We start from the raw sequence: 12,889 nt of genomic DNA, 5'->3' as shown, positions 1-12,889 counted from the left end.
CCTACAGCTCGACGCTCGACAGCGCCGGTTCGAGGGCCGCCTTCGGCAGCTTCGCGCGCCGCTCGGGCGGCAGCGCCTGCAATGCGCGGCGCCCGCGCAGCCCCAGGAAATATTCGTGGATGAACGGATGGTCGACGTTCGCGACCTCCTCGACCGGCGCGGCGACCAGCACCTTGCGGTCGGCCAGCACCGCGACGCGCGTCGACAGCGCAACCATCGTGTCGAGATCGTGCGTGATCATCACGACGGTCAGCCCGAGCGTGCGGTGCAGCGTCGCGATCAGCTCGACGAATTCGTCGGACGCCTGCGGATCGAGGCCGGCCGTCGGCTCGTCGAGGAACAGCAGCTCCGGCTCGAGCGCGATCGCGCGCGCGATGCCGACCCGCTTCACCATCCCGCCCGACAGCGCGGCCGGCATCTTCGACGCGTGCTTGCACGGCAGCCCGACCATCTCGAGCTTCAGCATCACGATGTCGTGCAGCAGGTCCGGCGGCACGCGGCCGAGCTCGCGCAGCGGCTGCGCGACGTTGTCGAACACCGTCATCGACGAGAACAGCGCGCCCTGCTGGAACAGCATCCCCGAGCGCGTGCGCATCATCCGCGCGCTTGCATCGTCGATCGTCGCGGTATCTTCGCCGAACACCTTGATCGTGCCCGACGTCGGCCGCTCGAGGCCGAGGATCTGGCGCACGAGCGTCGTCTTGCCGGAGCCCGAGCCGCCGACGACCGACACGATCTCGCCGCGCCGCACGTCGAAGTCGAGCTTCTGGTGAACGATGTTGCGCCCGTAGCGCTTGGTCAGGTTGCGCACCTCGATCACGAGGTCGCCGGCATCCGCCGCCGCGGCCGGCGGCGTGCTGACCGAGGCGACGCCGACTGCCGCGGTGTGGGCCGCTGCGGCACCCGCCGGCGCGGCATCGGCCGGCGCGGCACCGGCCGCCGATTCGTTCGATGCGTTCATCCTAGCCCCACGTTCTGGAACAGGATCGCGAACACCGCGTCGGCGAGGATCACGACCGTGATCGACGACACGACCGACGTGGTCGTGCCTTCGCCGAGGCTCTGCGAGTTCGCCTTGATCCGGAAGCCGAAATGGCAGGCGACCAGCGCGATCAGCATGCCGAACACGACGCCCTTGCCGACGCCGATGTACAGGTTCGCGATCGGCACGACGCCCGGCAGCGAGCGCACGAAATAGTTGACGTCGATCCCGAGCACGAGCTTCGCGGCGAGCGCGCCGCCCGTCAGCGCGATGATGTTGGTCCACATCACGAGCAGCGGCATCGCGACGCCGAGCGCGAGCACGCGCGGCAGGACCAGCCGCAGCCCGTGCGGAATGCCCATCACGCGCATCGCGTCGAGCTCCTCGGTCACGCGCATCACGCCGATCTGCGCGGTGATCGCCGAGCCCGAGCGGCCCGCGACGAGGATCGCAGACAGCACGGGGCCGAGCTCGCGGATCACCGACAGCCCGAGGATGTTCACGATGTAGCGGTTCGCGCCGAACATCTGCAGCTGCTGCGCGGACAGGTAGCTGAGCACGATGCCGATCAGGAACGCGACGAGCGCGGTGATCGGCAGCGCCTGCGCGCCGGCGCTGTAGATGTTCGCCGAGGTTTCCTTCCACGGCATGGTCTGCGGGCGGCGCAGCACCGACAGCGCGTCGAGGATCACGAGGCCGAACATCGCGATGCCGCCCTGCAGGTGTTCGCCGAACGTGAAGATCGCCCGGCCGAGCCGCGTGACGGGATCGACGCGCACGACGCGCTCGGGCGCCTCGCGCCCGCTGTCGAGCCGCTCGATGCGCTCGAAGATCGTGCGCTGCGTGTCGCTCAGCGCAACGCCGGCCGGCAGCTTGCGGCCCCACACGCGCCACAGCGCCTGGCCGCCGACGTGGTCGAGCCGCTCGATGCCGGACAGATCCCATTCGCTCACGCGCCCGGACCCGATGCTCGCGACGCGGCGCGCGACCGCGCCGCGATTGCGCGCAAGCGCGATGGCGGTCCACTGGCCGGTCAGGCGCACCGTCTGGCCCTGGCTGCCGGCGTCGACCGACAGGCCGGGAGGAGTCTCGAAGTCCAAGGGCAGGTTGTATGCAATAGGATGACAGCGGCCATTGTAGCGAACCGCCCGGCGCAGCGACGTGAGGATTTCAGTGGGGGTGCCCAGCCGAAGGCGCCCGGCCCGGGCCTGTCCGGAGGCCGCCGCCCATCGCGGCCCGCTGCCGGTGTCATCGCCTTTCATTCTTCCGTCACGTTTCCTTTCGATACTCTCACGCGCCGCACTTCAGGCCGTCGGCGCCCCGCGCCGCCATTTCGTTGCGCACCTCGCCATAACAGAACAGAACACTAAACAGGACAACCGATGCGTTTCCCCCCGCTTTCCCGCCGCCGCGTACCGGCTGCCGCCGCGCTCGCCAGTCTGGCCTTTGCCCTCGCCGCCTGCGGCGGCGACGACGTCACCGCCCCGCCGCCGTCGCAGGCCCAGGCGCCCGTCGGCACGACGGCCACGCTCGCGCTGCTCGAGACGACCGACCTGCACACCAACGTGCTGTCGTATGACTATTTCAAGCTCGCCGTCGACAATTCGCTCGGCTTCGAGCGTGTGTCGACGCTGATCGCGCAAGCGCGCGCGCAGTACCCGAACACGCTGCTGCTCGACAACGGCGACACGATCCAGGGCACCGCGCTGTCGGACTACCAGGCGCTCGTGAAGCCGATCGGCTGCGACCAGACGCTGGCGATCTACAAGGTGATGAACGCCGCGAAATTCGACGGCGGCGGGATCGGCAACCACGAGTTCAACTACGGGCTGCCGTACCTGTCGCAGGTGACCGGCAACACGTTCGAGGTCGACGGCCTGCCTGCTCCGGCCCAGCAGAAGAAGTGCGCGGGCCCGAACTTCCCGCAGGTGCTCGCGAACGTGATCAGCGCGAAGACCAACGCGCCGCTGTTCACGCCGTACACGATCCTGACCCGCACGGTGACGGCGACCACGCCGGACGGCAAGACGGTCAGCGCACCCGTGAAGATCGGCATCATCGGCTTCACGCCGCCCGCGATCATGAGCTGGGACAAGCGCTGGCTCGACGGCAAGGTCTACACGACCGGCCTGAAGGAAGCCGCCGAGAAGTACATTCCCGAGATGCGCGCGAAGGGCGCCGATCTCGTCGTCGCGATCTCGCACGGCGGCCTCGACAATTCCGCGTATTCGCCGACGATGGAAAACGGCAGCTGGTGGCTGTCGACGGTAGCCGGCATCGACGCGATGCTGATCGGCCACTCGCACCAGGTGTTCCCGGACGCGAACAGCACCGTATCGCAGTTCAACCTGCCGGGCGTCGACAAGGTCAAGGGCACCGTCAACGGCGTGCCGACCGTGATGGCCAACTACTGGGGCAAGCATCTCGGCGTGATCAAGCTCGGCCTGAAGTTCGACGGCAAGACGTGGAGCGTCGACAAGTCGCAGACGACCGTCGAGGCGCGGCCGATCCAGAACGCCGACAAGACCTATGTCGCGGCCGACCCGTCGGTATCCGCTGCGATCGCGGCCGAGCACCAGGCGACGATCGACTACGTGAAGACGCCGATCGGCTCGACCGACTACCGGATGAACTCGTACTTCGCGGATGTCGGCGATCCGGGCGCGATCCAGATCGTCAACGAGGCGCAGGCCGACTACGTGAAGACCTACGTGCAGGCGAACCTGCCGCAATACGCGTCGCTGCCGGTGCTGTCGGTCAGCGCGCCGTTCAAGAGCGGCTTCGGCGGCGGCAGCGACTACACCGACGTCGCGCCGGGCGCGCTCGCGATCAACAACGCGGCCGACCTGTACCTGTATCCGAACACCGTGTACGCGGTGAAGGTGAGCGGCGCCGACGTGAAGAACTGGCTCGAGACCGCCGCGAAGCGCTTCAACCGGATCGACCCGACGCAAGCGACCGTGCAGAAGCTCGTCAGCAGCTTCCCGGGCTACAACTTCGACATGTTCACGTCCGCCGATCTGTCGTACGAGATCGACGTCACGCAGCCGCTCGGCAGCCGGATCAGGAACCTGACGTACAAGGGCACGCCGATCGACCCGAACGCGCAGTTCATCGTCGCGACCAACAACTACCGCGCGAGCGGCGGCGGCAACTTCCCGGGCCTCGACGGCAGCAAGACGATCTTCGCGTCGCCGGACGCGAACCGCGACGTGCTGATCTCGTTCATCAAGAAGCGCGGCGCGATCACGCGCACGGCCGACGGCGCGCAGCGCAGCTGGCGCTTCACGAAGCTCGCGAGCTCGGTCGCGCACGTGCAGTTCGCGTCCGCGCCGAACCGTCTCGGTGATGCTGCCGCCGCCGGCCTGGCCGGCATCACGCAGGTCGTGGCCGACGACGGTTCGGGCAAGAACCTCGCCACCTACGAGATCGACCTCACGCAATGAGACACGCGATGCAACCGATCCGGACGATGCGGCCGGCCGAAACCGGCTTCGCCGCCGCCGCGCGGCGCCTGCTGCGCGCGAAACTCCCGCCGGCCGCGCTGCTCGCGGCGGCGGCCGTGACCGTCGCGGCCGTGGTAGCTGCGACCGGCTTGCGCGGCGCCGGCCCCGCGCCGAGCGCCGCGCAGCTCGACGAATGGCAGGCGATGGTCACGCAGGCCACCGAGCCGCACGCGCTCGCGCAGTTGCGCACGCTCGCGCGCCGCGGGTCGGGCGCCGCGCAGGCGGCGCTCGGCATCGCGCTCGTCGACGCGCGCGAACCGGGGCTGCGCGACGAGGGGCGAGGCTGGCTGGAAACCGCCGCGCAGGCGGACGGCAAGGCTGACGCACCGGCCGCGCGGCGCGCGCAGCTCGCGCTCGGCAAGGCACTGCTGCTCGGCAGCGGCGACATCCCGAAGGACTACGCACGCGCCCGCGCCCTGCTCGGCGAAGCGGCCGAACAGGGCGACCCGGCCGCCGCGTATTACCTCGGGCTGATCTATCGCAGCGGCTACGGCATCGCCGCCGATCCGGTGCAGGCCGCGCACTGGTTCGACGTCGCGTCGCGCGCGGACATCCCGGCCGCGGACTTCATGCTCGCGAACGCGTACCGCGACGGCAGCGGCGTGCCGCGCGACGACGCGCGCGCGCTCGCGCTGTATCGCCGGGCCGCCGAGCACGAGCTGCCGGAAGCCGTACAGACGCTCGCGATGGCCTATCGCAACGGCGAGCTGGGGCTCCGGCCTGACGCGGACGAATTCCACGCGCAGTGGATCGAGACCGCGCATGCGCTGAAGCATCCGGTCGTCGCTCCGTGACGCGGCCCTGCCGCCTGGCTGGGCGCCGTCGCGGCATCCCGTCAGGCGGCACCGCTCTGCGCGGGTCGCTCCAGACGCATGTACGCGTCGGACACGATCAGTCCGAAGACAACGTGATCGAGCGCGCTCACCCAGCCTCGCGCGTCGGCGAACCACGGGAACAACTGAGTCATGCCGTAGTAGTTGACGACGTACAGCAGCACGCCGAATACGGCCCCCGCCACGCTGGCCATCCCGACGCTCGAATCCAGGCTGAAACACGCGATGATCACGGCCAGAATCAGCGCAAATACGATCGACAACGCGAAGTGCACGCCCAGCGCCGCCAGCAGCGTCCCCACTTCGACCGTGATCGACGGCGCGAGCGCGTCGTCGCCGAAGTAGATGGCCGCGATCATGCGCAGCGGCGCCCACGCGTCGTGTCCGATGATTGCCGCCGCGACGACCTGGATGACGAGGAAAACCGCACCGGCCACGCACCCGCCGATCACGGCGGCGCGCCACACCGGGATGCGGCGCGCGTAATGGTGCGAATGCATGTGGAGTTGCATGGCCACCTCCTTGAAAACGGTCCGCTGCCGCGTCAGTGCCGGTGCGTATGCGACATACCCGAGCGCACCGAAGACCATGCCGACGCGAGCGCGTCCATCCACCGGCGACAGGCGCGCGTCATCGGGGGCCCGACGGTGTCGGAGACCCGGGGTGTCTTGAGGTGGAAGCGCTCGAACAGGCTGGACAGGTTCGAACATGAATGAAGCTTGCCCATCGCCTTTTTCCCTCGATGCAGCAACGACGAGAACGCGCCGGCGCGCACCGATTCGTCTGCGTTGCTGCTGGCAAACCCGTCGAAACACGTCGCCGGAGCGGATACTTCGAACGTAGTCGCGCCGATCGGGAATATCAAGATGCCGGCTGGCGCCGGTGCGCAACGATGCCGGGTTCTGCAGACGAAAGCTGCAACAGGCCCGTGGTCGAGCAGAACGCCGACTGCAAGCGCCTGCGTGTCCGTGAAGCCGAGCCTGCAAACAAACGGCCGCGCCGGATGCGCGGCCATCACCGTCGAGATTTCTGCCGGTGCATGGTTGTGCCGCAAGTGGTCTCGCAGCCGCTACGCGAACCGGCGGGAATGAACTCGATCTCGATCCGGTTGCACTGGCTCGGGAGAATGAGCGAATCGTTGTGCCAGATCTTTGTATCGATGTTGATTCGGTCCCGCGAAATCCCGGGATTCTGAACTTGCGCGGCACGCGCCATATCGGTACGTACCTGTTCCCCGCTACGCTCCGCTTCCCCGCTTCCCGACTCGCCTCCCGCCCCCTGTCGCTACAATAGCCACCATGAACGCCCCTACCTCTTCCGACACGCCCGATTCCGGCGACGCGCACATCGCGCGCAACCGGCTCGAGGCGCACCTGGACGCCGCGCCGCGTGCGTGGCCGCTCGACATCGTCGCCGCCACCGGCTCGACCAACGCCGACGTCGCGACGCGGCTCAAGGCGCTGCCGCGCAGCGCGAACGCGTTGCCCGCGCCGCTCGTGCGCGTTGCGTTCGAGCAGACGGCCGGCCGCGGCCGGCAGGGCCGCCCGTGGTTCGCGCAGCCCGGCAATGCGCTGCTGTGCTCGGTCGGCTGCATCGTGCCGCGCGCCGTCGACGCGCTCGGCGGCCTGAGCATCGCGATCGGCGTCGCGCTCGCCGAAGGGCTGGCCACGCTGCCGCTCGACGCCCGCATGCGCGTCGTGCTCAAATGGCCGAACGACCTGCTGCTGACGGCCACCGACGACGGCACGCCGCGCATCGTCGGCAAGCTCGCCGGGATCCTGATCGAAACCGTCTGGACCACCGCCGATGCGACCGCCGTCGTGATTGGCTTCGGCATCAACGTGCGCGGCGCGGAAGCCGTCGCCGCGCAGGTCGACGCGCTGCGCGCGCGCGAAGCGACGCTCGCGAGCGGGCTGCCCCCCGCCGCGCTGTCGATTGCGTGCGCATCGGCCAACCTCACCGATACGCTCGCCGCGTCGCTGAACGCGCTCACGCCCGCGCTCGCGCAGTTCGGCGCCGACGGGCTCGCGCCGTTCCTGCCGCGCTGGCACGCGCTGCACGCCTATGCGGGGCGCGAAGTCGTGCTGCTCGAACAGGGCGTCGAACGCGCGCGCGGCATCGCGACCGGTATCGATGCGACCGGCCAGTTGCTGCTCGACACGCCGAACGGCGTGCAGGCAATCGCGGCCGGCGACGTGTCGCTGCGCGAAGCGCAATGAACGAGCCGTACCTGCTGATCGACGCCGGCAACAGCCGGATCAAGTGGGCGCTCGCCGATGCGCAGCGCACGCTTGTCCAGACCGGCGCGTTCGGCCACGCACGCGACGGCGGCGGCGATCCCGACTGGTCGAGCCTGCCGCGTCCGCGCGGCGCATGGATCTCGAACGTCGCGGGCGCCGACGTGGCCGCACGGATCGACGCGCTGCTCGACGCGCGCTGGCCCGGCCTGCCGCGCACGACGATACGCTCGCGCCCCGCGCAATGCGGCGTGACGAACGGCTACACAATGCCCGAACAGCTCGGCAGCGACCGCTGGGCCGGCCTGATCGGCGCGCGCGCGGCCTTTCCGGGCGAGCATCTGCTGATCGCGACGTTCGGCACCGCGACGACGCTCGAGGCACTGCGCGCGGACGGCCGCTTCACGGGCGGCCTGATCGCGCCGGGCTGGGCGCTGATGATGCGCGCGCTCGGCACGCACACCGCGCAGTTGCCGACGCTGACCACCGACATCGCGAGCGGGCTGCTCGCGGGCGCGCAGGCCGAGCCGTTTCAGGTCGACACGCCGCGCTCGCTGTCGGCAGGCTGCCTGTACGCGCAGGCGGGGCTGATCGAACGCGCCTGGCGCGATCTCGCCGACGCATGGCAGGCACCCGTGCGGCTCGTGCTGGCAGGCGGCGCGGCGGACGAGGTCGCGCGCGCGCTGACGCTGCCGCATACGCGGCATGACGCGTTGATCCTGTCCGGGCTCGCGCTGATCGCCGCGGAAGCTGCCGCGCAGGATTGACGGAAATTCGCCGGCTTCGCGCCACACTGACGGTATCGGCGAATGCCCATGCAGGGCTTCGTCACGGTGACGGTGGGGAAACGCACGCCGCCGCGGCGAACAGACGGCAGGCCACCGCGCGGCAAAGTTCGCACGTGCATTGCCTGACTGTTGCGAACTGTCACAGAAACAACGAACAGGCCGGCCATGCGGCGGGTCCGACTGAACGAAAAGGAGTGTCGACGATGCTGCGCTGGCTGATCGCTGTTCTCTTTCTCGCCAACATGCTCGCGTTCGTGGTGGCGCGCGGTGTGTTCGGGCCGCTGCCGGCAGCCGGCCCGCGCGAACCTGGCGTGCTGTCGCGACAAGTGCAGCCCGACGCGCTGCGCGTGACGCCGCTGGCGCACGCGGCCGACCAGCCCGTCGTCGGCGGCCCGATCGCGTCGCCGGCCGTCACGGCCGCGCCGCTTGCGGCGTCCGCGCCCTGATGGCGCCGGGCTGCGCTCAGGACTGCTGCGCGCGGACCTTCTTCAGCAACGCGGTGGTCGAGCGGTCGTGCGCGAACGGAATCGCCAGCGCGCGGCCGCCCCAGCTGCGCACGAGTGCCGATTCCGGCAGCGCATCCATGTCGTAGTCGCCGCCCTTCACGAGGATGTCCGGACGGATCGCCTCGATCAGCGACACCGGCGTCTTTTCCTCGAACTTCACGACCCAGTCGACGCTTTCCAGCGCCGCGAGCAGCGCCGCGCGATCGTCCTCGCGGTTGATCGGCCGATCATCGCCCTTGCCGAGCATGCGCACCGACGCATCGCAGTTCACGCCGACGATCAGGCATGCGCCGAGCGCTTTCGCGTCGGCGAGATACGTGACGTGGCCGCGATGCAGGATGTCGAATACGCCGTTGGTGAACACGACGGGCGACGGCAGCGACGCGCGCAGGGCGACGAGGGCGTCGCGGGTGATCAGCTTGCGTTCGAAGGTGGCGGACATGATGGCGATCGGACGGAATGAACGATGGCGCGCGCGGCGGCCCAGACGGCGGGATGCGATGGCGGCGCCAGATAAAAAGCCCGCCGGACCGGCCGGGCGGGCTTCATGCAACGGACACGAAACGGCGCAATGCGGCCGGCGCGACTCACGCCGGCTGCGGCGCGTTGCGGCCTCAGGCCGGCTGCGCGGCCGACGACGGGCCGCTTTCGGCCTGCAGGCGGCCGGTGACTTCCTTGCGGTAGCGGTTCAATTCCTGCGCGGTCGCGAACGTGCGTTCGAACAGGATCGACAGGTTGTGCAGGATGCGCTCGACGACCTTCTTCTCCCACTCGCCGTCGAAACGGATCTGCTCGTCGAGCCAGCGCTCGAGCCATTCCGGATCAGGCAGGCGCGACTGCACGGTGTCGCGCGGGAACAGCGCCTGGTTCACGTGCAGGTTGGTCGGGTGCAGCGGCTTCTCGGTGCGGCGCGCCGACGCCATCAGCACGCCGATCTTCGCGAACGCGGCACGTGCGACGTCGCCGCAGTTGTTCAGCGCCTTTTTCATGTAGCGCAGGTACGCGCCGCCATGGCGCGCTTCGTCGCGCGAGATCGTTTCGTAGATCTGCTTGATGACGGGCTCGGTGTGCCAGTCGGCCGCGCAGCGGTACCAGTGGTTCAGACGGATTTCGCCGCAGAAATGCAGCATCAGCGTCTCGAGCGGCGGCGCCGGGTCGAACTGGAAGCGCACCGCGTGCAGTTCCTCTTCGGTCGGCACCATTTCCGGCTTGAAGCGGCGCAGGTATTCCATCAGCACGAGCGAATGCTTCTGCTCCTCGAAGAACCACACGCTCATGAACGCGGAAAAGTCGCTGTCGTGCTGATTGTCGCGCAGGAACATTTCCGTCGCGGGCAGCGCCGACCATTCGGTGATCGCGTTCATCTTGATCGTCTTCGCCTGCTCGTCGGTGAGCAGCGAAGCGTCGAACTTGTCCCACGGAATGTCCTTCTCCATGTCCCAGCGGACGGCTTCGAGCGACCTGTAAAGTTCCGGATAAAGCATCGTGTTCATGATGGTCCCACCCCTGTTCTGCGCAATGCGACTTCTCTAAACGTGACTGTTGCCACAAAGGCGCGCCCAGCGCGCTTTTTGCAGCCAAGACTGTAATTTTACGCGTGAAACCGACCCGCCGGACGCTGATTCCGTGTCCGGCAGCCGGGCGGCCGCGCCGCCGCCGTTGGGCTCGCCGCAGCCACGCTCCGTTCGAACGGAACCGGCGGCGCTTGCCTGAGTTGGGGCCGGCGCTGGCCGGCTCGTTGGCGAGCCCGTCCCCTGCCCCCAGGCGGGTTCCCCGTAGGGTCCCGTGCGGATGCCGGATCGGCGGGCTGCTCGATGTGGTGTATACGGCGGCGGCCATGATATCACGCGTGCATGACGCTTCCGAGACGCCTGCCCGGTCGCGCGCCGTCAATCCCGGTGCGGCGATCGGTCGCGCCCGACCGTCGCGGAAACGCAACCTCGCGCAACCGCCCGCCATCCACGTGATCAGACCCGTATTTCGCCCGTCGCGAGGCCGTCTTCCGGCGGCACGCCGGCTGCCGGTGCGCTGCCGCCGTCCGCCTGCGCGATCCAGCCGGCGAGCGTGTCGCGCTGCGCGCGCCCGTCGCCGTAGCCGAGCTCGATCAGTTCGCGCGTGAACGCCTCCTCGAACAGCAGGTAGCTCGCGAACGACGCGCCGGCCGGCTGGCTGCCGCCGACCGCGCCGAGCAGCCCGCGCATCGCCGCCGGCATCTGCTTCAGGTGTTTCGCGGCGATCAGCTCGATACGCTCGGACGGCGCGATCGCGAGCACGTCGACGTGCCGCCAGCCGCTGTCGACCTCGACCTGGTGCGGCAGGTGCTCGATCATCCGGTTGATGTGCTCGATCCGCTCGATGTCCGAGCCGATCGAGTCGAGGAACACGCTCGCAAGCACCTGCTGGCCGATCTGCGCGAGCGTCGGGTAGCCGCGCACGCGGCCGGCGCCGTTCGCGGCCGGAATCTCGGGCCGCGGGTCGGCCGCGCCGACGACGACGATCCGGTGCGCGCCGAAGTGGATCGCCGGCGACAGCGGCGCGATCTGCCGGATCGAACCGTCGCCGAAGTACTCGATCTGCCCGTCGAGCACGAGCGGCACGGCCGGGAACACGAACGGAATCGCCGACGAGGCGAGCAGGTGCGACGCGGACAGATCGACGAGCCGCGCGGTGCGCTGCGCGCGCCGCCACGCCTGGATCGGCTCGGCCGCCTGGTAGAACGTGAGATGCCGGCCGCTCGAATAGCTGAGCGCCGTCACCGCGAGCGCGTGCAGCAGCCGCGCCTCGAGCATCTGCTCGATCCGGTGGAAGCTCAGTTCGCGCTGCAGCAGGTGCGCGAGCGGCGTATTGTCGAGCAGCCCGCGCGGCGAACGGCGGGCCGCCCAGCCGAACGTCATCGTCGCGAGCCAGCGCGCGCCGGCGGCCGCGATGCCGAGCCAGTCGGTGCGGTACACGTAGTCGGGGCGCAGGTGCTCCCAGAATTCGAGCAGGCGGCGCACGCCGTGGGAAAAGTCGTCCGCGTGGCTCGCGATCGACGTCGCATTGATCGCGCCGGCCGACGAGCCGCACACGACCGCGAACGGCAGCGTGTGCCGGTCCGGATCGGCCTCGAGCGCGATCTCGGCCAGCGCCTTCAGCACGCCGACCTGGTAGGCGGCGCGCGCGCCGCCTCCCATCAGAACGAGCGCGAGCCGCATGATCGACCTGCTACCGGCGCCGCGTCACGTCGAGCGCTTCGGCGGACGGGTTTCGGGCGACGAAGCGGCCGCCGCGCGCACCGCGGCCGAGCCGGCCGGCTTCGCGCGCCTCGCAGCGGGCTTGCGCGGCGCGGCGGCGGCCGGTGCCGGCTTCGCGGCCTGCTCCGGCGGGGCGGCCGCGTCCGGCGGCGCGTCGCCCGGCGCCGCGGGCTGCATGCCCGGCTGCGCCATCGCGAGGCTCGCGAGCTGGTTGAACTGCGACTGCAGCAGGTTCCACCAGCCGGCCGGGTCGAACGCCTGCTGCGCGGCATCGCCTTCCGGCGGCGCGTCCGCACCGTCCGTCGCCGGTGCTGCATCGCCCGGCGGCGCCGACGCGGCGTTCGCCGCCTGCGCCGCCGCGACGGCCGCTTCCTCGGCCGCCGACATCGAGCTTTGCGCGAACGCGCCGAACGCCCGCAGCGTCGCGAGCGTCGCGCGCTGCACCTCGAGCGCCTGGATTGCGGACTGCAGCATCCCGAGATTGAGCTTCAGCCACTGCTCGACCGCGCGCAGGTCGGTGATCCGCTTGTCGAGTTCCTCGACGCTCGTGAGCGGCGCCATCATGTCGGACATGCTCGACAGCGACGGCGGCAGCCCTTGCGTGGCGCCCGGAAACGACGTCATCCCGCCGAACGGCGACATCCGCATCATGTCCCACATCCGGTCCATCATGTCGGCGGGCTTGAAGCCGGCAAAGCCGGCGAAAGGGTTGGAGCCGGAGGCATCGGTCGTCATACGGGCATCCTGGTTGACTGGGGGAGCGAGGCGGCCGCCATGCGTCGTGCAGCCGCGCGTGATTCGATC

13 protein-coding genes are annotated in these 12,889 nt (G+C 69.7%); 5 read left to right on the top strand and 8 right to left on the bottom strand.

Features of this window, described 5'->3' with window-relative positions; all coding sequences use genetic code 11:
* Position 1: 1 nt before the first annotated feature.
* The gene (locus DM992_RS05350) at positions 2-961 is read right to left on the bottom strand and encodes an ATP-binding cassette domain-containing protein (RefSeq protein ID WP_204356102.1); all 960 of its coding nucleotides are present in this window, start codon (positions 959-961) and stop codon (positions 2-4) included.
* Positions 958-2,082, bottom strand: coding sequence for an ABC transporter permease (locus DM992_RS05345; RefSeq protein ID WP_111016008.1), 1,125 nt, complete (start codon positions 2,080-2,082; stop codon positions 958-960). Before DM992_RS05345 ends, DM992_RS05350 begins: the two co-directional genes overlap by 4 nt.
* Positions 2,083-2,364: 282 nt before the next feature.
* Between DM992_RS05345 and DM992_RS05340 the strand changes: the two genes are divergently transcribed.
* Together DM992_RS05340 and DM992_RS05335 are read left to right on the top strand one after the other, a co-directional pair.
* Positions 2,365-4,428: a bifunctional 2',3'-cyclic-nucleotide 2'-phosphodiesterase/3'-nucleotidase gene (locus DM992_RS05340; RefSeq protein ID WP_111016007.1), complete on the top strand. Its 2,064-nt coding sequence runs from the start codon at positions 2,365-2,367 to the stop codon at positions 4,426-4,428.
* 8 nt (positions 4,429-4,436) lie between these two features.
* On the top strand, positions 4,437-5,282 hold the full coding sequence (locus DM992_RS05335) for a tetratricopeptide repeat protein (RefSeq protein ID WP_111016006.1): 846 nt from the start codon (positions 4,437-4,439) through the stop codon (positions 5,280-5,282).
* A gap of 41 nt (positions 5,283-5,323) precedes the next feature.
* Here the strand turns inward: DM992_RS05335 and DM992_RS05330 are convergent, their stop codons facing one another.
* Together DM992_RS05330 and DM992_RS41505 are read right to left on the bottom strand one after the other, a co-directional pair.
* Complete coding sequence (locus DM992_RS05330) at positions 5,324-5,833, bottom strand: hypothetical protein (RefSeq protein WP_111017811.1); 510 nt, start codon at positions 5,831-5,833, stop codon at positions 5,324-5,326.
* 32 nt (positions 5,834-5,865) lie between these two features.
* Positions 5,866-6,375, bottom strand: a complete 510-nt coding sequence (locus DM992_RS41505) for a hypothetical protein (RefSeq protein WP_162631594.1) — start codon at positions 6,373-6,375, stop codon at positions 5,866-5,868.
* A 244-nt stretch (positions 6,376-6,619) separates the two neighbouring features.
* Between DM992_RS41505 and DM992_RS05325 the strand changes: the two genes are divergently transcribed.
* The 3 genes from DM992_RS05325 to DM992_RS05315 all read left to right on the top strand — a co-directional run bounded on the left by DM992_RS05325 (position 6,620) and on the right by DM992_RS05315 (position 8,792).
* Positions 6,620-7,540 carry a biotin--[acetyl-CoA-carboxylase] ligase gene (locus tag DM992_RS05325; RefSeq protein ID WP_111016005.1) on the top strand — a complete coding sequence of 307 codons (921 nt, stop codon included), beginning with the start codon at positions 6,620-6,622 and terminating at the stop codon, positions 7,538-7,540.
* On the top strand, positions 7,537-8,325 hold the full coding sequence (locus DM992_RS05320) for a type III pantothenate kinase (RefSeq protein WP_111016004.1): 789 nt from the start codon (positions 7,537-7,539) through the stop codon (positions 8,323-8,325). Before DM992_RS05325 ends, DM992_RS05320 begins: the two co-directional genes overlap by 4 nt.
* Positions 8,326-8,549: 224 nt before the next feature.
* Positions 8,550-8,792 carry a hypothetical protein gene (locus DM992_RS05315; protein ID WP_111017810.1) on the top strand — a complete coding sequence of 81 codons (243 nt, stop codon included), beginning with the start codon at positions 8,550-8,552 and terminating at the stop codon, positions 8,790-8,792.
* Positions 8,793-8,808: 16 nt separating this feature from the next.
* On the opposite strand, the gene rfaE2 is transcribed toward DM992_RS05315, so the two are convergent.
* The 4 genes from rfaE2 to DM992_RS05290 all read right to left on the bottom strand — a co-directional run bounded on the left by rfaE2 (position 8,809) and on the right by DM992_RS05290 (position 12,820).
* The gene (gene rfaE2 / locus DM992_RS05310) at positions 8,809-9,294 is read right to left on the bottom strand and encodes a D-glycero-beta-D-manno-heptose 1-phosphate adenylyltransferase (protein ID WP_034179159.1); all 486 of its coding nucleotides are present in this window, start codon (positions 9,292-9,294) and stop codon (positions 8,809-8,811) included.
* 172 nt (positions 9,295-9,466) lie between these two features.
* A complete protein-coding gene (locus DM992_RS05305) occupies positions 9,467-10,345 on the bottom strand; it encodes a diiron oxygenase (protein WP_011353352.1) in 879 nt (292 codons plus the stop codon).
* Positions 10,346-10,819: 474 nt separating this feature from the next.
* The gene (locus tag DM992_RS05295) at positions 10,820-12,046 is read right to left on the bottom strand and encodes a patatin-like phospholipase family protein (protein WP_111016003.1); all 1,227 of its coding nucleotides are present in this window, start codon (positions 12,044-12,046) and stop codon (positions 10,820-10,822) included.
* A 24-nt stretch (positions 12,047-12,070) separates the two neighbouring features.
* Positions 12,071-12,820 (bottom strand): PhaM family polyhydroxyalkanoate granule multifunctional regulatory protein, encoded by a 750-nt coding sequence (locus DM992_RS05290; RefSeq protein ID WP_111016002.1) that lies wholly within the window; start codon positions 12,818-12,820, stop codon positions 12,071-12,073.
* Positions 12,821-12,889: the final 69 nt, after the last annotated feature.

The sequence above is a fragment of the Burkholderia sp. JP2-270 genome, from assembly GCF_003233675.1.
GTDB classification, from domain to species: domain Bacteria; phylum Pseudomonadota; class Gammaproteobacteria; order Burkholderiales; family Burkholderiaceae; genus Burkholderia; species Burkholderia pyrrocinia_C.
Note: the sequence above shows the minus strand (reverse complement) of the source record. Positions and strands in the feature narration are given on the sequence as shown.